This is a genomic window from Inquilinus ginsengisoli (assembly GCF_050434925.1).
In the GTDB taxonomy this organism is placed as follows: Bacteria; Pseudomonadota; Alphaproteobacteria; order DSM-16000; family Inquilinaceae; genus Inquilinus; species Inquilinus ginsengisoli_B.
In genome coordinates, this window is the sequence record NZ_JBNDJK010000001.1 from 3852364 (window position 1) to 3871013 (window position 18650).

The 18650-nt window shown below is 70.2% G+C and carries 22 protein-coding genes; 21 read left to right on the forward strand and 1 reads right to left on the reverse strand.

Translation table 11 applies throughout. The annotated features are described in order from the left end of the window. Positions 1 to 26: 26 nt before the first annotated feature. Positions 27 to 872, reverse strand: a complete 846-nt coding sequence (locus QFZ27_RS18270) for an alpha/beta fold hydrolase (protein WP_429227805.1) — start codon at positions 870 to 872, stop codon at positions 27 to 29. A 94-nt stretch (positions 873 to 966) separates the two neighbouring features. Between QFZ27_RS18270 and QFZ27_RS18275 the strand changes: the two genes are divergently transcribed. From QFZ27_RS18275 to QFZ27_RS18375, 21 genes are all read left to right on the forward strand, one after another. Further along, complete coding sequence (locus QFZ27_RS18275; RefSeq protein WP_429227806.1) at positions 967 to 2055, forward strand: esterase-like activity of phytase family protein; 1089 nt, start codon at positions 967 to 969, stop codon at positions 2053 to 2055. Between the two features lie 96 nt (positions 2056 to 2151). After that, a complete protein-coding gene (locus QFZ27_RS18280) occupies positions 2152 to 2568 on the forward strand; it encodes a VOC family protein (RefSeq protein ID WP_429227807.1) in 417 nt (138 codons plus the stop codon). Between the two features lie 54 nt (positions 2569 to 2622). Beyond that, positions 2623 to 3129, forward strand: a complete 507-nt coding sequence (locus QFZ27_RS18285; protein WP_429227808.1) for a helix-turn-helix transcriptional regulator — start codon at positions 2623 to 2625, stop codon at positions 3127 to 3129. Then, the gene (locus QFZ27_RS18290; protein WP_429227809.1) at positions 3126 to 3530 is read left to right on the forward strand and encodes a VOC family protein; all 405 of its coding nucleotides are present in this window, start codon (positions 3126 to 3128) and stop codon (positions 3528 to 3530) included. Before QFZ27_RS18285 ends, QFZ27_RS18290 begins: the two co-directional genes overlap by 4 nt. Before the next feature lie 109 nt (positions 3531 to 3639). Then, a complete protein-coding gene (creD, locus tag QFZ27_RS18295) occupies positions 3640 to 5049 on the forward strand; it encodes a cell envelope integrity protein CreD (protein ID WP_429227810.1) in 1410 nt (469 codons plus the stop codon). A gap of 172 nt (positions 5050 to 5221) precedes the next feature. Beyond that, positions 5222 to 6604, forward strand: a complete 1383-nt coding sequence (locus tag QFZ27_RS18300; protein WP_429227811.1) for a Ca2+-dependent phosphoinositide-specific phospholipase C — start codon at positions 5222 to 5224, stop codon at positions 6602 to 6604. A 111-nt stretch (positions 6605 to 6715) separates the two neighbouring features. After that, entirely contained in the window at positions 6716 to 7363 is a 648-nt protein-coding gene (gene ccmA / locus QFZ27_RS18305) for a heme ABC exporter ATP-binding protein CcmA (RefSeq protein ID WP_429227812.1), read from the forward strand. Continuing rightward, the gene (ccmB, locus tag QFZ27_RS18310) at positions 7360 to 8025 is read left to right on the forward strand and encodes a heme exporter protein CcmB (protein ID WP_429227813.1); all 666 of its coding nucleotides are present in this window, start codon (positions 7360 to 7362) and stop codon (positions 8023 to 8025) included. The genes ccmA and ccmB overlap by 4 nt, the downstream gene beginning before the upstream one ends. Positions 8026 to 8151: 126 nt before the next feature. Continuing rightward, positions 8152 to 8568 (forward strand): SET domain-containing protein, encoded by a 417-nt coding sequence (locus QFZ27_RS18315; protein WP_429227814.1) that lies wholly within the window; start codon positions 8152 to 8154, stop codon positions 8566 to 8568. 60 nt (positions 8569 to 8628) lie between these two features. Continuing rightward, a complete protein-coding gene (locus QFZ27_RS18320) occupies positions 8629 to 9390 on the forward strand; it encodes a heme ABC transporter permease (protein ID WP_429227815.1) in 762 nt (253 codons plus the stop codon). Further along, positions 9387 to 9557 carry a heme exporter protein CcmD gene (gene ccmD, locus QFZ27_RS18325; protein WP_429227816.1) on the forward strand — a complete coding sequence of 57 codons (171 nt, stop codon included), beginning with the start codon at positions 9387 to 9389 and terminating at the stop codon, positions 9555 to 9557. Before QFZ27_RS18320 ends, ccmD begins: the two co-directional genes overlap by 4 nt. Further along, positions 9554 to 10039 (forward strand): cytochrome c maturation protein CcmE, encoded by a 486-nt coding sequence (gene ccmE / locus QFZ27_RS18330; protein ID WP_429227817.1) that lies wholly within the window; start codon positions 9554 to 9556, stop codon positions 10037 to 10039. The genes ccmD and ccmE overlap by 4 nt, the downstream gene beginning before the upstream one ends. After that, the gene (locus QFZ27_RS18335) at positions 10036 to 12003 is read left to right on the forward strand and encodes a heme lyase CcmF/NrfE family subunit (protein ID WP_429227818.1); all 1968 of its coding nucleotides are present in this window, start codon (positions 10036 to 10038) and stop codon (positions 12001 to 12003) included. The genes ccmE and QFZ27_RS18335 overlap by 4 nt, the downstream gene beginning before the upstream one ends. 13 nt (positions 12004 to 12016) lie before the next feature. Then, complete coding sequence (locus QFZ27_RS18340; RefSeq protein WP_429227819.1) at positions 12017 to 12553, forward strand: DsbE family thiol:disulfide interchange protein; 537 nt, start codon at positions 12017 to 12019, stop codon at positions 12551 to 12553. Next, positions 12550 to 13017 carry a cytochrome c-type biogenesis protein gene (locus QFZ27_RS18345; protein ID WP_429227820.1) on the forward strand — a complete coding sequence of 156 codons (468 nt, stop codon included), beginning with the start codon at positions 12550 to 12552 and terminating at the stop codon, positions 13015 to 13017. The genes QFZ27_RS18340 and QFZ27_RS18345 overlap by 4 nt, the downstream gene beginning before the upstream one ends. Continuing rightward, positions 13014 to 14399 carry a c-type cytochrome biogenesis protein CcmI gene (ccmI, locus tag QFZ27_RS18350; protein WP_429227821.1) on the forward strand — a complete coding sequence of 462 codons (1386 nt, stop codon included), beginning with the start codon at positions 13014 to 13016 and terminating at the stop codon, positions 14397 to 14399. The genes QFZ27_RS18345 and ccmI overlap by 4 nt, the downstream gene beginning before the upstream one ends. A gap of 214 nt (positions 14400 to 14613) precedes the next feature. Next, the gene (locus QFZ27_RS18355) at positions 14614 to 15351 is read left to right on the forward strand and encodes an ABC transporter ATP-binding protein (RefSeq protein ID WP_429232471.1); all 738 of its coding nucleotides are present in this window, start codon (positions 14614 to 14616) and stop codon (positions 15349 to 15351) included. Between the two features lie 106 nt (positions 15352 to 15457). Further along, complete coding sequence (locus tag QFZ27_RS18360) at positions 15458 to 16246, forward strand: transporter substrate-binding domain-containing protein (protein ID WP_429227822.1); 789 nt, start codon at positions 15458 to 15460, stop codon at positions 16244 to 16246. Between the two features lie 93 nt (positions 16247 to 16339). Continuing rightward, the gene (locus QFZ27_RS18365; RefSeq protein ID WP_429227823.1) at positions 16340 to 17137 is read left to right on the forward strand and encodes a transporter substrate-binding domain-containing protein; all 798 of its coding nucleotides are present in this window, start codon (positions 16340 to 16342) and stop codon (positions 17135 to 17137) included. Between the two features lie 56 nt (positions 17138 to 17193). Further along, positions 17194 to 17931, forward strand: a complete 738-nt coding sequence (locus tag QFZ27_RS18370) for an ABC transporter permease (protein ID WP_429227824.1) — start codon at positions 17194 to 17196, stop codon at positions 17929 to 17931. Between the two features lie 2 nt (positions 17932 to 17933). Beyond that, positions 17934 to 18629 (forward strand): ABC transporter permease, encoded by a 696-nt coding sequence (locus QFZ27_RS18375; protein ID WP_429227825.1) that lies wholly within the window; start codon positions 17934 to 17936, stop codon positions 18627 to 18629. Positions 18630 to 18650 lie beyond the last annotated feature (21 nt).

Consider the following 18650-nt stretch of genomic DNA (forward strand, 5'->3'; position numbering starts at 1 on the left):
CGCGCAAGCCGTTCAAATGCAACGGGTTAAGAACCGTTCGCAACTGCGAAATCGACGATCCGGGGTAGCACCCGCTCGGTCGCCTCGAAATGCGGCGCGTGCCGGCAATCCGGCACCAGCCAGGTCTCGCAAGGGACGGAAACCCCAGCCTTTATCGCGTCCAGCTGGGCCGGCGTGCCGTATTCGTCCTCGGCCCCCTGCAGCGCCAGCACCGGGCAGCGGATCGAGGGCAGCGCATCGCGCATGTCGAAGCTGCGGAATCCGGGGGTCGGCCACAGCTCGGCCCAATTGGCGAAGGTGACATCCGTCTTGTCGCCGTGATAGCGGGCCAGCACGGCGCGCAGCCTGGAGTTCGGAGCGTGGAACGCGGCATGAGCCACGGCGATGCCGGCCAGGGTCTCGTCCTCGACGAGGACATGCGCGGCCTCGGTCACGACCCAGGCGGTGCGGCCGGGATGGGCAGCGGCGAAGATCAGCGCGATGCTGCCGCCGTCGCTGTGCCCGACCAGTCCGGCGCGGTCGATCCCGAGCGCGTCCATCACCCGCGGCAGCGTCTCGCGCCCTTCCTGATAGAGATAGTCGGTGCCGCGCGGCGCCGGCAGCGGGTCGGACCGGCCGAAGCCCAGCCGGTCATGTGCCAGCACCGGCTGGCCGGTCGCGGCGGCCAGCCGCGCCGCGATGTCGACGCCGCGTCGCGTCCATTGCGCGACGGAGCCCAGCCCTTCATGTAGTAGAAGGATGGGGAGGCGCCCGGCACTGCCGGGCGGATCGAGTCGTTGCCAGTAAAGGTTGCGTCTGTCGACGCGGACGAAACCTTCGCTGCGCCGCAGCGGGGCGGAATTGTTCGCCGGGGTGGCCGCCGGGTTGTCCATCCGCCGCTCCGTCATCAAGCCAACACAGGCTCGTCATGCCGCTGTCGCGCTGCCGTGGTCAACAGGGCGCGCGAATGTCCGGGGGAGAATGTCTATGGGCAAATTCGGGATCGCCGTGCTCGGCGTGCTGCTGGCCTGTGCCGCGCTGCCGGCCGGGGCGGAGGGGATCGGGCAGCTGCGGCTGATCGGCGAGGCGGCGCTGCCGAAGGGGCTGGATTATCAGGGCACCACGGTCGGCGGCCTGTCGGGGCTGGACTGGAATCCGGCCGCCCGGCAGTGGATCGCCCTCAGCGACGACCGGTCGGAGAAGGCGCCGGCTCGGTTCTACACGCTCGCCATCGATTACGACGCCGAGGCGGTGCGCGGCATCGCCGTGACCGGCGTGACCACCCTGCGCGACGCGGCCGGCGCTAGCTTCGCGCCGAAGAGTGTCGATCCGGAGGCGATCCGCCGCGACCCGGCCTCGGGCCTGCTGTACTGGAGCAGCGAGGGCGGCGTGAAGGCCGGGATCGACCCGGCCGTCAGCGTCGCCGCGCCGGACGGGCGCTGGCAGCGCGGCTTCGACCTGCCGCAGCGCTACCGCGTCTCCGAGGACAAGGATCTCGGCCCGCGCGACAACCTGGTGTTCGAGGGGCTGGCGCTTTCGCCCGACGGCCACACCCTGATCGTGTCGCTGGAGAACGCCCTCGTCCAGGACGGGCCGGCAGCCTCGCTGGCCCGGGGTAGCTCGGTGCGCTTCGCCAGCTTCGACACGGCGACCGGCGCCCCGGGGCCGGAGCACGTCTATGTCACCGACCCGATCCCGGTGGCGCCGCTGCTTCCGGGCGGCTTGGCCGACAATGGCGTGTCGGAGATCCTGCCGGCCGGCGACGGCACGTTCCTGGTGCTGGAGCGCGCCTACGCCCAGGGCCGCGGCAACTCGATCCGGCTGTACCGCGCCGATCCCACCCTGGCCACGGATGTCTCCAGGCTCGATTCGCTGCTCGACGGCAGCTGGCTCGCGATGCAGAAGGCCCTGCTGCTGGATTTCGGCACGCTCGGCGTCGCCCTCGACAATTTCGAGGCGATGGGTTGGGGCCCGGACCTGGCCAACGGCCACCGCAGCCTGGTCGTGCTGTCCGACGACAACTTCAACCCGCTGCAGGTGACCAAGGCGCTGGTGTTCGAGGTGCTGCCCGACTGAGGGCATGAGCGGTTCTCATCCGCGGGTGAGAAACCGCGATTGGACCGGCGCAGGCCGCCGCCTCACCCTGGCCTTCCGAAACGGAGGAGCCGAGGGATGGAAGCGCGGGTAAACGGGCTGGCCGAGACCTGCCTCTATGTCGAGGACGTCGACCGCGCCGCCGAGTTCTACCAGCGGGTGCTGGGGCTGGAGCTGCTGTCGCGCTCGCCGCGGCTGGCGGCGCTGGATGCCGGGCGCCAGGGCGCGCTGCTGCTGTTCCGCCACGGCCTGACCTCCGATGGCATGGTCGATGACGAGGGCACGATCCCGGGCCATGAAGGGCAGGGGCGGCTGCACATGGCCTTCGCCGTCGCCGCGGAGGACCTGCCGGCCTGGCGCGCCCGGCTGGAGCGGGAGGGCGTCCCGCTGGCCGGCGAGACCCATTGGCGGCGCGGCGGCCGCAGCCTGTATTTCCGCGATCCCGATGGCCACGCCATCGAGCTGGCGACGCCGGGGCTGCGCTCGAACTACTAAAGGTTTGATCCCACGGCCCGATGGTGCACCTTCCCGCCGGAGGGGGAATGCACCATGGCCGACACGGCATCGAGGTCAACCAGGGGCCAGGACCCTGCGCTGCTGCGCCGCCTGTTGCGCGCGAAGGACCGGATCGATGCCGCCTCGCATGAGGATTGGCCCGTGCCGCGGCTGGCGCGCGTCAGCGGCGTCTCCGAGGCCCATTTCGCACGGTCGTTCAAGGATGCTTTCGGCGTCCCGCCGCATCGCTATCTGCTCACGCGCCGGATCGAACGGGCCACGGCACTGCTCCGCGATACGGATCTGCCGATCACCGAGATCGCGTTCGAGACCGGCTGGAACAGCCTGGGAACCTTCGGACGCACCTTCCGCGATGTCACCGGCGAGAGCCCGGGCGAGCTCCGTACCCGCGAGAAGGCCGCCCCGCATCAGCTCGATCGAGTGCCGGGCTGCTTCCTGAGCGCCGCCCACCGGCCCGACCTCACAATCGCAGTTTCGGAGAAGCGGCGGCTGGAGGCCGACGATAGGGTGCCTGGGTCTCAGCAAACGGAGGTCCCATGAGCCAGGGTGTCGGTGTTGTCGGTCTGTACGTCCGCGATCAGGACGAAGCCCTTCATTTCTATATCGAGAAGCTCGGATTCCGCGTCCACACCGACGCGCAGAACGGCGACTATCGCTGGCTCACGGTACAGCATCCGGACCAGCCCTCCTTCCAGCTGGGCCTGTTCTCGCCGCAGTCGCCGACGGTCGACGCGGCGACCGTCCAGGCCCTGCGCGAGATCGTGGCGAAGGGCGCCATGCCGCCGCTCGTGCTCATCGTCGATGACTGCCGCGCCGCGCATGACCGGATGCTCGCCCGCGGTGTGGAGTTCACCCAGGAGCCCATCGAGCGCTACGGCGGCGTGGACGCCAGCTTCCGCGATCCGTCGGGGAATGGCTGGAAGCTGGTCCAGGCCAGGTGAAAGATCCAGGGGGGCGCCGCTGCGCGCCCCCAGCTTTCCGTCGCGCCGCCACGAAGCGGCCATGGGCGGCCCTGACGCTGCGGGCTCCGCAGCCTCGAGCGAGCCCGCCATGAGCATCGACTCCGTCCCGCCTGCCGCCGCCTGGCCCACCCGGCGCCTCCGCGCCGGGTCGCCGGCGCTGAAGGTGCTGGCCATCGTCTTCCTGACCGTCGCCTTCCTGCTGCCGGTCTTCCTGGTCTACGACGTGATCGGCGAGCGCGAAGAGCGCTACCGGTCCGTGGTGGACGAGATCGGCAGCAGCTGGGGCGGGCCGCAGCGCGTCATCGGGCCGATCCTGGTGGTGCCGTTCCGGGTGCCGTCCGAGCCGCGCGCCGACGGCACGCCGCTGCCGCCGCTGGACCGCCAGCTCGTCATCCTGCCCGACCGCTATGAGATCGAGGCCAAGGCGGCGCCGGAGACGCGCAGGCGCGGCCTGTTCGAGGCCGTGGTCTACACCGTCGACCTCGCCTTGTCCGGGCAGTTCCTGATCGGCGACGCCGCGTCCCTGGCCGGGCCGGAGGCGACGATCGACTGGTCCTCGGCCTATCTCTATGTCGGCGTGGCCGACCCGCGCAGCATCCGCGAAGGCGCGTCGCTGCGCTGGGGCGGGCGCGACCTGCCGTTCCAGCCCGGCGCGCCGGGCGAGCTGGGCCAGCGCTTCGGCGCCGGCATGACCCTGCGCCTGCCGGGCCTGTCGGCTGCGTCGGCCCAATCCGCCATCCCGTTCGCTACCACGCTGCGGTTGAACGGCAGCCAGCGCCTCGATTTCCTGCCGCTCGGCCGCTCCACCCGGGTGACCGCCAGCTCGAACTGGCCTGACCCCAGCTTCGACGGCGCCTTCCTGCCGGTGCGCTCCGGCATCGGCCCGCAGGGCTTCACCGCAGAGTGGGAGCTGTCCTATTTCGGCCGCGGCTACCCCCAGGCCTGGGTCGGCGGCGAGGGCAACTACCTGTCCGCCGTGTCCGGCTCCAGCTTCGGCGTGCGCTTCTTCCAGCCGGTCAACGCCTATCAGCAGACCGAGCGCTCGGCCAAATACGGCATGCTGTTCATCGTCTTCACCTTCACCCTGTTCTTCCTGTTCGAGGCGGTGGCGCGGTTGCGCATCCACGTCTTCCAGTACGGGCTGGTCGGGCTGTCGCTGTGCCTGTTCTACCTGCTGCTGCTGTCCTTCGCCGAGCAGATCGGCTTCGCCGCGGCCTATGGCGTCGGCGCGGCCGCGGTGGTGGCGCAGATCGTCCTCTACTGCCGGCCGGTGCTCGGCACCTGGAAGCGCAGTGTGGTGCTCGGCGCGCTGCTGGCCATCCTGTACGGCGCCCTATACGCGCTGATGCAGCTCGAGGACCTGGCTCTGCTGCTCGGCTCGATCGGCCTGTTCCTGGCGCTCAGCGGCGTGATGTATGTGACCCGCCGGATCGACTGGTACGCCGCCGCCCCGGCGGGCGCGGCCGAGGCTGCCCGCGGCGAGCCGTCGGCTTCATGATTGATGGCGGGAGGGCCGCGGCCGTAGCCCTCCCGCCCAGCAGCTCGTGTCTGCGAACAGGCATCCCCTTCGTCATGAACACGTGTTCAAATCGTCACGCGGCCGTCTTCGAAGCCGCCTAGCATCGCCGTTGCGCCGGCCGATGGGTGGCGCCGGACGGAAGGGGAAAACGATGGAACGGAGTGCATTGTTCGGAGCGGCCGTCGCGGCCGCCCTGCTGCTGTCGGCGGGGGCGTCGGCCGAGGTGCCGGCGGGCCAGCCGCTGGCCGGGACCACCACCTACAACGCCGCCTACTGGTCGCGGCCGCACAACGCCTATGAGAAGGTGCATTTCGCCAGGCTGACCGACGTGCTGGACCGCGGCAACCAGGTGGTCGAGATCGACGTCTACGACAATTCCGGCTTCCCGGTGAAACATGATCCCGGCAATTCGAACACCGACAACAACTGCAAGGGCGGCGCCGGCGGCCTGTTGCAGGACTGCCTGCGCGACATCAAGGCGTGGAGCGACGCGCATCCCGGCCACCTGCCGATCACCGTGCAGTTCGACCTCAAGCCCAGCCTGGGCCTGTGGGGCTGGGACGCCGGCTATATGTCGGCGCTGAACACGCTGGTGGCGACCGAGCTCGGGGTCAAGGTCTACAAGCCGGAGACCTTGCGGGCCTTCACCGGCTACGCCTCGCTGCGCGAGGGCGTCTACCGCGCCGGCTGGCCGACGGTGGATTCGCTGCGCGGCCGCATCATCCTGCAGATGATGGGCGGCCCGATCGGCGACAAGAACGACACCCAGGAAGAGTATGTGAACCAGTTCGGCAGCGCGGCGCAGATCTTCGTCTGCCCCGAGGCGCATGAGCCGAACGACTTCTATTGGAACGGCAACGCCAACGATTTCGACGACGCTAACACCAACAAATGGGTGGTCTGCGGCAACCACGAGGCGGTGCAGTACTGGTACAAGGACACGCTGACCGCGCAGCAGAACGGCCAGATCGTCAACCTCTGGTCCAGCAACGAGAACCAGTTCGACGCCTTCCAGCAGATGTATCTGGCGGTGGGCTGGGGCGCCTCGATGATCAGCCGCGAGAGCCTCGACACCTTCTCCGGCAAGCTGCCGGTCAACGGCGTCCGCCGCTCGGTTCCGACCGGCTTCAGCCTGCGTAGCGCCCAGTCCGGCTACTGCGTCGAGATCCAGAGCGGCCTCTACGCCAACGGTTCGGACCTCAACCAGCGCCCCTGCACCGGCGGCGTGCCGCAGCAGTGGATCTATAGCGACGAGACCCAGCTGCGCGCAGTCGGCAACGCCGAATACTGCTTCGACATCGATGGCGGCAACGGCAACAACGGCGACAAGCTGCACATCTGGGATTGCGACGGCGGTTCCAGCGAGAAGTGGCAGCTGCAGCCGGACGGCCGCCTGATCGGCATGAACGGCCGCTGCGCCGACGTGGTCGACAACACCAACGGCACCCGGCTGCAGATCCGCAACTGCACCGGCGGCGCCAGCCAGCGCTTCGACATCATCGGCAATTCGAACGCCAACAACCCGCATTACTGACCGGTTGCGACGGGACGCCGTGCCGTCGGGGGGCGGCGCGGCACGAGGGGGCAGGGCCGACCGCGGTCCTGCCCCTTCCGTTTGGGGCCGTCCGGCTGCTATTGCCGGGGGATGACCGCCGCGCCCACGCCTGAGCCGAGTCTGACTGCCGACGGCCTCGCTTGCCTGCGCGGCGGGCGGCTGGTCTTCGCCGGGCTGTCCTTCCGGCTCGATGCCGGCGAGGCGCTGGTGCTGACCGGGCCGAACGGCAGTGGCAAGTCCAGCCTGCTGCGCCTGGTCGCCGGGCTGGTGCCGGCCTTCGCCGGGCAGCTCGACTGGACCGGCGCTCCCGGCTCGATCGCCTATCTCGGCCATCAGGATGCGGTGAAGCCGGCGCTGACCGTGCGCGAGGCGCTGCGCAGCTGGGCCGCCATGGCCGGCGCCGCGGCGGGGGAGGGGCCGATCGGCGCTGCCATCGACGCCGCCATCGCCGCGGTCGGGCTGGAGGGGCTGGATGATCTGCCGGGCCGCTACCTCTCCGCTGGCCAGCGCCGCCGTCTGGCCCTGGCGCGGCTGGAGCTCGGCCGCGCCGCCTTGTGGCTGCTGGACGAGCCGACGCTCGGCCTCGACGCCGCCTCGGTGGCGCGGCTGGAGGGGCGCATCGCCCGGCACCGCGCCGCGGGCGGGCTGGTGCTGCTGGCGACGCATGTGCCGCTGGCGCTCGACGGCGCCCGCTTCCTGGCGCTGCAGGACTACGCGGCGGAGGACCTGCCGCTGTGAGCGCCTTCCTCGCCCTGCTGTCGCGCGACCTGCGCCTGGCCCTGCGCTCGGGCGGCGACGTCGCCGCCGTGCTGGCCTTCTTCGTCATCACCGTGGTCCTGTTCCCGCTCGGCGTGGGGCCGGAGCTGGCGCTGCTCGGCCGGATCGCGGCCGGCGTGGTCTGGGTCGCGGCGCTGCTGGCGACGCTGCTGGCGCTCGACCGCCTGTTCGCCCAGGACTACGAGGACGGGTCGCTCGACCTCCTGATGCTGTCGCCGCTGCCGCTGGAGGCCGCGGTGCTGGCCAAGGCGCTGGCCCATTGGCTGCTGACCGGCCTGCCGCTGATCCTGCTGTCGCCGCTGATGGCGGCGATGCTGGGGCTGCAGGCGGCGGCCTGGCCGGTGCTGGCGCTGTCGCTGCTGCTCGGCACGCCCTGCCTCAGCCTGATCGGCGCAGTCGGCTCCGCCCTGACCCTCGGCGCCCGGCGCGGCGGGGCGCTGCTGGCGCTGCTGATCCTGCCGCTCTTCATCCCGGTCCTGATCTTCGGCGCCGCGGCGGTGGAGGCAGTGGCGACCGGCCTCACGGCCCGCCCACATCTGCTGCTGCTCGGCGGCTGCCTCACCGCCGCCCTGCCCCTGGCCCCGATCGCCGCCGCGGCGGCGCTGCGCCAGGCGCAGTCGTGAGGCGATCAGAGGGCCTGATCGCCAGATCGATCCGCGGCCGGCATGGCCTCATTCCGTCTCGACCCTTCGTCCGGGGTGACGCGGGGGCCGGGCTCGCGTAATGCTTTGGGAAAAGGAACCCGGCCGATGCTTCTCGTCCCCACCACCGTCGGGCCCAGCCGGATCGAAGGGCTGGGCCTGCTCGCCGCCGAACCGATCGCCGCCGGCACCGAGGTCTGGCGCTGGCATCCCGTGTTCGAGGCCTTCGTGCCCGATGCCGCGATCGCCGCGCTGCCCGAGACCGCGCGCGACTTCCTCGAGCGCTACGCCTATCCGGCGCCCGAGCTGCCGGGCGGGCTGTCGCTGAACCTCGACGATGCCCGCTTCATGAACCACAGCGACGACCCGACGCTGGAGACGGTGGGCGAGGTCTGCGTCGCCCGGCGCGACATCGCGGCGGGGGAGGAGCTGACCTGCGACTACGGCGCCTTCCATCCCGAGCTGCGCGACGCCATCCATGCATCGGGCGGGGCGGCCGGCGGCCCCGCGGGCCGCGGCAATTGAACCGCCGACACGCGACCTAGCTTTGTCTATCCTGGGACCCAACGATCGCCACGCCACGCCATGCACCGCTTCGCCAACCCGGCCCGCTTCCTGCGCCTGAGCGCCGCCCTGCGGCCCTGGGCCCTTGGCATCGCCCTGCTGACGCTGGGCGCCGGGCTGTGGCTGGCCCTGTTCGATTCGCCGCCGGACTACCAGCAGGGCGAGACGGTGCGGATCATGTACATCCATGTACCCTCGGCCTGGATGGCGATGATGGTCTACGCCACCATGGCCGTGGCCTCGGCCGTCGGCTTGGTATGGAAGCACCCGGTGGCCGAACTCTACACCAAGGCCGCGGCGCCGCTCGGCGCCGGCTTTACCGCGTTGTGCCTGCTGTCCGGCTCGCTCTGGGGCCAGCCGATGTGGGGCACCTGGTGGGTGTGGGATGCGCGGCTGACCAGCGTGCTGATCCTGTTCTTCATCTATCTCGGCTACATCGTGCTGGTCTCGGCCTTCGACGACCCGCAGCGCGGGCTAAAGGCCGGCGCGGTGCTGACCCTGGTCGGCGCCGTCAACCTGCCGATCATCAAGTTCTCGGTTGATTGGTGGAACACACTGCACCAGCCGGCCTCGGTGATGAAGCTGGGCGGCTCCACCCTCGACTCGTCGATGCTGGTCCCGCTGCTGCTGATGGCGGTCGCTTTCACCGCGCTGTTCGCCTGGCTGGTGCTGCTGCGCACCGAGACCGAGATCGCCGAACGCCGGATCCGCGCCCTGCGCCTGGCCGCCGCCACGGCCGCGCGACGGGGCGAGGCGCCGGGGCTGGAGCAGCCGATCGGATGACCGAGTTCCTCGCGATGGGCGGCTACGCCCTCTATGTCTGGACCGCCTATGGCGCCGCCCTGGTGGTGCTGGTCGGGCTGACCGTCGCCACCCTGGCGCGGCGGCGCAGCAGCCGGCGCAGCCTCGAGGCGCTGGAGCAGCTGCGCGGCCGGGGGAGACGAGCATGACCCGCAAGCGCCGCCGCCTGGTGCTGCTGGGGCTCGCCGCCCTGGGCATCGGCACCGCCTCGGCCCTGGCCCTGACCGCCTTCCAGGACAATCTGCTGTTCTTCTACAGCCCGACCGAGCTGCATGACGGAAAGGTGGCGGAGGGGCAGCGCTTCCGCCTCGGCGGCCTGGTGGTCGACGGTTCGCTGCGGCGCCTGCCCGACGGGCAGACCATCACCTTCACCGTCACCGACACCGCCTTCGACGTGCCGGTGCGCTACGGCGGCATCGTCCCCGACCTGTTCCGCGAGGGCCAGGGCGTGGTGGCGCATGGCCGGGTCGGGGCCGACGGCACCTTCGTCGCCGATGAGCTGCTGGCCAAGCACGACGAGAAATACATGCCGCCCGAAGTCGCCAAGGCCCTGAGGGACGCCGGCCATCCCGGCGCGCCCGGCGGCTCCGGCAAGCCCGCCCTTCCCACCGGCACGGTGGCGTCGCAATGATCCCCGAGCTCGGCCACTACGCCCTGGTCCTGGCGCTGATCCTCGCTTTGGTGCAGTCGACCTTGCCGCTGTGGGGCGCCGCCCGGCGCCATCCCGGGCTGATGGCGATTGCCGAGCCGGCGGCGACGCTGCAGCTCGCGGCCATCGGCATCGCCTTCGCGGCGCTGACCTGGGCCTATGTCGTCTCCGACTTCTCGGTGGCGCTGGTCGCGAACAACAGCCTTTCCACCAAGCCCATGCTCTACAAGGTCACCGGCGTCTGGGGGAACCATGAGGGCTCGATGCTGCTCTGGGTCCTCATCCTGGCCCTGTTCGGCGCCGCGGTGGCGCTGTTCGGCGGCAACCTGCCGCCGACGCTGAAGGCCCGGGTGCTGGCGGTGCAGGGCATGATCGGGGTCGGCTTCCTGGCCTTCATCATCCTGACCTCGAACCCCTTCCTGCGGCTCGACCCGGCGCCGCTCGACGGCCAGGACATGAACCCGCTGCTGCAGGACCCCGGCCTGGCCTTCCATCCGCCCTTCCTCTATCTCGGCTATGTCGGCTTCTCGATGGCCTTCTCCTTCGCCGTCGCGGCGCTGCTGGAGGGCCGGGTCGACCCCGCCTGGGCACGCTGGGTGCGGCCCTGGACCCTGGCCGCCTGGTCGTTCCTGACCGTCGGCATCGCGCTCGGCTCCTACTGGGCCTATTACGAGCTCGGCTGGGGCGGCTGGTGGTTCTGGGACCCGGTCGAGAACGCCTCGCTGATGCCCTGGATGGCCGGCACCGCGCTCTTGCACTCGGCCCTCGTGGTCGAGAAGCGCGACGCGCTGAAGAGCTGGACCATCCTGCTGGCCATCCTCGCCTTCGGCCTCAGCCTGGTCGGCACCTTCCTGGTGCGCTCCGGCATCATCACCTCGGTGCACGCCTTCGCGGTCGATCCGGAGCGCGGCGTCTTCATCCTGCTGCTGCTGGCGCTCACCATCGGCGGCGCCTTCACCCTCTACGCCATCCGTGCGCCGCGGCTGAAGCTGGGCGGCGTCTTCGCCCCGATCAGCCGGGAAGGGGCGCTGGTGCTGAACAACCTGCTGATCTGCACCGCCACGGTAACGGTGTTCATCGGCACGCTGTACCCGCTGCTCGACAAGGCGGTCTCGGTCGGCAAGCCGTTCTACCAGCTCACTTTCGTGCCGCTGATGACGCCGGTGGTCGTGGTGATGGTGATTGCGCCGCTGATGGCCTGGAAGCGCGGCGACCTGCCGGGCGTGCTCGGCCGGCTGAAATTCGCCGCCGCCGGCACCGTGATCGTGGTCCTCGCCGCGCTCTGGCTGCAGGGCGGCGGGCCGGTGCTGGCGCTGCTCGGCATCGCCTTCGGCGCCTGGGTCGTGCTCGGCGCCGTCACCGAGATCGCGGAGCGGGTGCGGCTGTTCCGGATCCCGCTGCGTGACAGCCTGTCCCGCGCCGCGGGATTGCCGCGCAGCGCGTGGGGCACCGCCTTCGCCCATGGCGGGCTCGGCATCGCGCTGCTCGGCATGATCGCCACCAGCTACTGGTCGACCGAGAAGCTGGTGCTGGCAAAGCCCGGCGACCGCCTCGACCTCGCCGGTGGATACGAGGTCGTGTTCGACGGCGTGCAGGCGCGGCAGGGGCCGAATTACGAGACCCGCCTGGGCGACCTGCAACTGCTGCACGACGGCGCCCTGGTCACCGACCTCGCACCCGAGAAGCGCTTCTACCCGGTGGCCCGGATGCCGACCAGCGAGGTGGCGATCCACACGACACTCACTGGCGACGTCTATGTCGCACTGGGCGAGGAGCAGGCGGACGGACGCTGGAGCCTGCGGCTGTACCACCATCCGCTGGTGCCGTGGATCTGGGGCGGCGCCCTGGTCATGGCTTTCGGCGGCGCCCTGTCGCTCAGCGATCGCCGGTTGCGCGTCGGCGCGCCGCGGCGGGCGGCGGCGCCGGCCGTCGGATCGCCGGCCTGAGGATCGCGAAACCATGCGCCGACTGCTGTTCCTGCTGCCGTTGCTGCTGCTCGCCGCCCTGGCCGTCGGGGTCGGTACCAGGCTCCTGTCCGGCAGCGACCCGCAATCCCTGCCCTCGGCTCTGATCGACAAGCCGCTGCCGGCCTTCGACCTGGCGGCGCTGCCGGGCCGGTCGGATGGCTTGGCCACCGCCGATTTCGGCAATCAGCCGATGCTGCTGAACGTCTTCGCCAGCTGGTGCGTGCCCTGCCTGGCCGAGCATCCGGTGATCACCAAGCTCGGCCGCGAGGACGGCATTCCGGTCCTGGCCATCAACTACAAGGACAAGCCGGAGGACGCCCTGGCCTGGCTGAAGCGCAACGGCGACCCGTACCGCCGGATCGGCGCCGATGCTGAGGGCCGCACCGCGATCGACCTCGGCGTCTACGGCGTGCCGGAGACCTTCGTGATCGACAAGGCCGGCCGCATCCGCTACCGGCACCCGGGTCCGCTGACCCCCGACATCGTCGACCGCGAGATCCGGCCGCTGCTGGCGGAGCTGGCGAAGTGAGGGGACGTGCCATCCTTGCGGCGCTGCTGCTGGCTCTGACCCTTGCCGCCCCCGCCTTCGCGGTCGAGCCGCAGGAGCAACTGGCCGATCCGGCGCTGGAGGCACGGGCGCGGGAGCTGGGGCAGGAGCTGCGCTGCCTGGTCTGCCAGAACCAGTCGATCGACGATTCCAACGCCGACCTGGCCCGCGACCTGCGTCGCATCGTGCGCGAGCGGCTGACCGCCGGCGATAGCAACGCCCAGGTGCTGGACTTCGTCACCGCCCGCTACGGCGACTACGTGCTGCTGCGGCCGCCGCTGCGCGCCGGCACGCTGGCGCTGTGGTTCGGCCCGGTGGTGCTGCTGTTCGCCGCCATCGCCCTGCTGATCCTGCGCCGCCGCCGGCGCCCGGCCGAGGCGCCGCCGCTGTCGCCGGAGGAAAACCGCCGCCTGGCCCGGCTGATGGACGAGGAATCGGCGCCGTGACCGGTTGGTTGTTCTGGATCGTCGCCGCAGTGATGACCGGTGGTGCCGTGGCGCTGCTGTTGCGCCGCCTGTTCGCCGCCGACGCTTCCCTCCCCTCCGGCGCCGATGCCGCGATCTACCGCGACCAGCTGAAGGAGCTGGAGCGCGAGCTCGCCGCCGGTGAGATCGGCGCCGCCGAGGCCGAGGCGGCGAAGGCCGAGATCGCCCGCCGCCTGCTGGCCGCCGCGGGCGAGATGAAGCCGGAGGTCACGGCTCCTGCCGTGCCGCCGCGCCGCGTCGCGTTGGGTCTCGCCGTGCTGCTGCCGGTGGCGGCGCTGGCGGTCTACTTGGTCGAAGGCACGCCCGGCCTGCCCTCACAGCCCTTCGCCAACCGCGACCCGGGCGAGCGCGCGGCGGTCCAGTCCGCGATGGCCGAGGCGCAGGCCCTGGAGCAGCGCTTGGCCACCAGCCCGCAGGACCGCGCCGGCTGGATCGAGCTCGGCCAGCGTTGGGGCCAGCTGGGCGAAAGCGCCAAGGCGGCCGACGCTTATGGCCGTGCCATCGGCCTCGGCAATGCCGACGCCGAGCTGACCGGCCGCTACGGCGAGGCCCTGGTCGGCGCCAATGGCGGCGCCGTTACCGAGACCGCGCGCGCCGCCTTCGAGCAGGCCCTGACGCTGCGGCCCGGCGATGTCCGCGCCCGCTACTTCCTGGCGCTGGGCAATGCCCAGGCCGGCGACGACCGCGCCGCGCTCGATCTGTGGCAGGCGCTGGTGCGGGAGTCTCCGACCGACGCGCCCTGGCTGCCTTCGGTGCGCCAGCATCTCGCTGAGGCGGCGCAACGCCTGGGCCTCGACCCGAAGACGGCGACGCCGGAGCCGCAACCGCCCGCCGCGCGGGCCGCTCCTCCGGCCACCGGCGCGGCCGGCGCCATCGCCTCCCTGCCGCCGGACGAGCAGGCCAAGGCGATCCGCGGCATGGTCGACGGCCTGGCGGCGCGGCTGGAGCAGTCGCCGGACGATCTCGAAGGCTGGGTCCGCCTGGCCCGCGCCCGCGGCGTGCTGGGCGACGCCGGCGCCGCCGCCGACGCCTACGCCCGGGCCGCGGCGCTGGCGCCGGACAATGCCGACCTGCTGCGCGCCTATGCCGACGCCCTCCTGACCGCCGGCCGCGGCGAGGACGTGCCGCCGCTGCTGGAGACCGGGCTGCGGCGCATCCTGGCCTCCGATCCGAACGACCTCCAGGCGCTGTGGTTCCTCGGCGTCGCCGCGCAGAAGGCGGGGCAGCCGGAGGAGGCGCGGCGGCTGTGGGGCCGGATGCGCGACCAGTTCCAGGAGGGCAGCCAGGAGCGCCGGGCGATCGAGGGCCGCATGTCCCAGCTGCCGGCCCCCGGTGCCGGATGACCGGAACGGCCGGATCGCCGCAACTTGTGCGATGAAAGCCGGCCCGGGACCTTCGTCTTCGCGGCTGCAGCGACGCGGCGTCGGGCCGCGGTTGACCGGTACCGGGAAACAATGCTTGTTTCGACTGCAACAAGAACTCGGGTGAGGCTCATACATCGTGGTCTCTGTTGCTGCCGCTGCGGCGCCCTCGGACGGGGCGATCGTCGTCGAGGACATGCACAAGCGGTTCGGCAAGCTCGAAGTGCTCAAGGGTGTGTCGCTGAAGGCCCGGCAGGGCGACGTCATCTCGATCATCGGCTCCTCCGGCTCGGGCAAGAGCACGCTGCTCCGCTGCATCAACCTACTCGAGATCCCCAATGACGGCCGCGTCTGGGTCAATGGCGAGCTCATCCGGATGCGGAAGCTGCGCTCCGGCGAGGCCGAACCTGAGGACAGCAAGCAGGTCGACCGTATCCGCGCCTCGCTCGGCATGGTGTTCCAGAGCTTCAACCTGTGGTCGCACATGACCGTGCTCGAGAACGTGATCGAGGCGCCGGTGCATGTGCTGAAGGTGCCGCGCAAGGAAGCGGTGGAGCGCGCCGAGGCGCTGCTGGCCAAGGTCGGCATCGCCGACAAGCGTGACCATTATCCGAGCCACCTGTCGGGCGGCCAGCAGCAGCGTGCCGCGATCGCGCGGGCGCTGGCGATGCAGCCCAAGGTGATGCTGTTCGACGAGCCGACCTCGGCCCTCGACCCCGAGCTGGTCGGCGAGGTGCTGCGGGTGATCCGCCAGTTGGCGGAGGAGGGCAACACCATGCTGCTCGTCACTCATGAGATGCGCTTCGCCCGCGAAGTGTCGAGCAAGGTGATCTTCCTGCACCAGGGGCGGACCGAGGAGGAGGGGACGCCGGCCGAGGTGTTCGACAATCCGCGCTCGGAGCGGATCCGCCAGTTCCTCAAGGCGCAACATTGATGGGCGCCGCTTCGCCGCGATGCTTGACCGCGCGCGGCGATTTCGCGGAAATCGGCCCATCCAACCCGGGACCGCAAGGTCCCAGTTCTGAACGGGAGACTTCATGATGAAGAGCTGGTTATCGCTGGCCGCCACCGCGGCCCTCGTGCTGGCCGCCGGCACCGCCTCGGCGGAGACGCTGCGCGTCGGCACCGAAGGCGCCTATCCACCGTACAACGCCACCGATGCCTCGGGCAAGCTGGTCGGCTTCGAGATCGACCTCGCCAACGAGCTGTGCAAGCGCACCCAGATGACCTGCGAGATCATCCAGCAGGACTGGGACGGCATGATCCCGGCGCTCATGAACAAGCGCTACGACGCGATCATGGCCGGCATGTCGGTCACCGAAGAGCGGATGAAGCAGATCGCCTTCTCCAAGCCCTACAGCACCACCCCGGCCTGGTTCGTCTCGGCCAAGGACGGCGTGCTGAAGGACGCCAAGACCCTGGCCGACATCCAGGCGGCGCTCAAGGGCAAGTCGGTCGGCGTGCAGCGCTCGACCATCCACCAGAACTTCCTCGAGGCCAAGGTGCCGGGCGCCGAAGTGAAGCTCTACGATACCCAGGACGATCTCAACCTCGACATGCAGAACGGCCGCATCGACGCCGGCCTGGCCGACAGCCTCGGCTGGAAGGACTTCCTGGCCAGCGACGCGGGCAAGGGCTACGACCATTTCGGCCCGGGCCTGACCGGCAAGGACGACCCGATCTTCGGCCTTGGCGTCGGCATCGGCCTGCGCAAGGAGGACACGGCGCTGAAGGCGAAGCTCGACAAGGCGCTGGACGAGGTGAATGCCGACGGCACGATGACCAAGCTGTCGGTGCAGTGGTTCGGCTTCGACACCTCGGTCAAGTAGCCGGGGTCGAGTCAGCGGAGTACGGGCGCCGGCCGATGCGGTGCCGGCGCCCGGCCCCAACCGGGACCCTCGGGTCCCAGAACGGAAAAGATCATGACCAAGATCTGGGTGTCCCTGGTCGGGGCGGCGGCGCTGTCGTTGGCCGCCGGCACGGCAGCTGCCGACACCGTGCGCATCTGCATGGAAGGCGCCTACCCGCCCTTCAACAACACCGATTCCACCGGCAAGATCGTCGGCTTCGAGGTCGATGTCGCCGATGATCTGTGCAAGCAGGCCGGCCTGACCTGCGAGGTCGTGCAGCAGGATTGGGACGGGTTCATTCCGGCGCTGCTGAACAAGCGCTGTGGCGCCCTCATGGACGGCATGTCGATCACCGAGGAGCGGCTGAAGCAGATCGCCTTCTCGGTGCCCTACACCGACACGCCGGCCTGGTTCGTCGGCGCCAAGGACGGGCTGCTGAAAGATGCCAAATCCCTGGCCGACGTGAAGGCGGCCCTGAAGGGCAAGACCATCGGCGTGCAGCGCTCGACCACCCATCAGAACTTCCTCGAGGCCGAGTTCAAGGAGTCCGAGATCAAGCTCTACGACACGGTCGACGAGCTCAATTTCGACCTGGTCAACGGCCGCATCGACGGCGGGCTGGGCGACAGCATCTCCTGGGATTCCTTCCTGAAGAGCGACGCCGGCAAGGGCTTCGCCCATTTCGGGCCGGGCCTGACCGGCAAGGACAACCCGCTGTTCGGCCAGGGCGTCGGCATCGGGCTGCGGCAGGAGGACAAGGAGCTCAAGGCCAAGCTCGACAAGGCGATCGACTCCATGAAGGCCGACGGCTCGCTGGGCAAGCTGTCGGTGCAATGGTTCGGCTACGATCCGCTGGCTCCCAGCAACTAGGAAGGAAGCGGGCGGCCTGACCGGCCGCCCCTCCCGATTCAAGCAGCGCGGCAAGCATGCAAGGACTGACCGATTCGCTGCTCCACTGGGCGCAGCTCTTCTCCTGGGGCGACCAGGGCTGGGGCGACGAGTTCGTCCAGGCCGCGGTGATGACCGTGCTGCTCTCCACCGCCAGCTACATCTTCGGCATCGTCATCGGGCTGATCGCCGCCTGCCTCAAGGTCTGGGGCTGGTTCCCGCTGCGCTGGCTGATGGAGGTCTACACCACCGTCATCCGCGGCGTGCCGGAGCTCCTGATCATCTATCTCCTGTTCTTCGGCAACGAGGCGGCGATCAACGCCATCCTCGGCCTGATAGGCATCACCGAGCCGTTCCGGCTGAACGAGTTCGTGATCGGCGTGCTCGCCGTCGGGCTGATTTCCGGCTCCTATTCGACCGAGGTGCTGCGCGGCGCCATCCAGGTCATCCCGCACGGCCAGATCGAGGCCGGGCGCGCCTTCGGCATGCACGGCTTCATGGTGTTCCGCCGCATCATCCTGCCGCAGACCATCCGCCTGGCGCTGCCGGGCCTCGGCAACATCTGGCAGCTGATCCTGAAGGACACGGCGCTGGTCTCCGTCGTCGGGGTCACCGAGCTGATGCGCATCAGCCAGGTGGCGGCGCGGTCGACGCGCGAGCCGTTTCCGTTCTTCATCACCGCGGCGGTGCTGTTCCTGGTCATCACCACCTTCTCGACCAAAATGTTCCGCAGGGCCGAGGCGCATTACGACCGCGGCGTGCGGCGGGCGGGCTGACCATGGATCTCGACCTGATCCTCGACACTTTCGGCAAGCTGCTCGGCGGCGCCCTGGTGACCATCCAGCTGATCGTGCCGGCGCTCGCCCTCGGCGTCGTCATGGCGATGGTGCTGGCGGTGATGCGGGCGTCCGGCAACGGTGTCGTGTCGCGTATCTCCCGCGGCTATGTCTTCGTGTTCCGCGGCACGCCGCTGCTGGTGCAGATCTTCCTGATCTATTTCGGCCTCGGCCAGTTCCGCCCGCTGTGGGAGGCGCTGGGCGTCTGGAACTGGCCGCTGCGCGAGGCCTTCCCCTGCGCTGTCATCGCCTTCGCCATGAACACCGCGGCCTACACCAGCGAGATCATCCGCGGCGGCCTGCAGGCAGTGCCCTTCGGCCAGATCGAGGCGGCGCGCGCCTGCGGCATGTCGCGGTCGCTGGTGTTCCGGCGGATCACCGTGCCGATCGCCATCCGCCAGGCGCTGCCGGCCTATGGCAACGAGATCATCCTGATGGTGAAGGCCAGCTCGCTGGCCTCGATCATCACCATCATGGAGATCACCGGCATCGCCAAGCAGATCAACTCGCGCACCTTCGCGCCGTTCGAGGTCTTCACCGCCGCCGGCATCCTCTACCTGGCCATGAACTTCGTGGTGGCGCAGGGCATCCGGGCGGTTGAGTGGAAGCTGACCCCGCATCTGCGCCGGCGCAGTTGAACAGCTAAACACGCTCCTCGG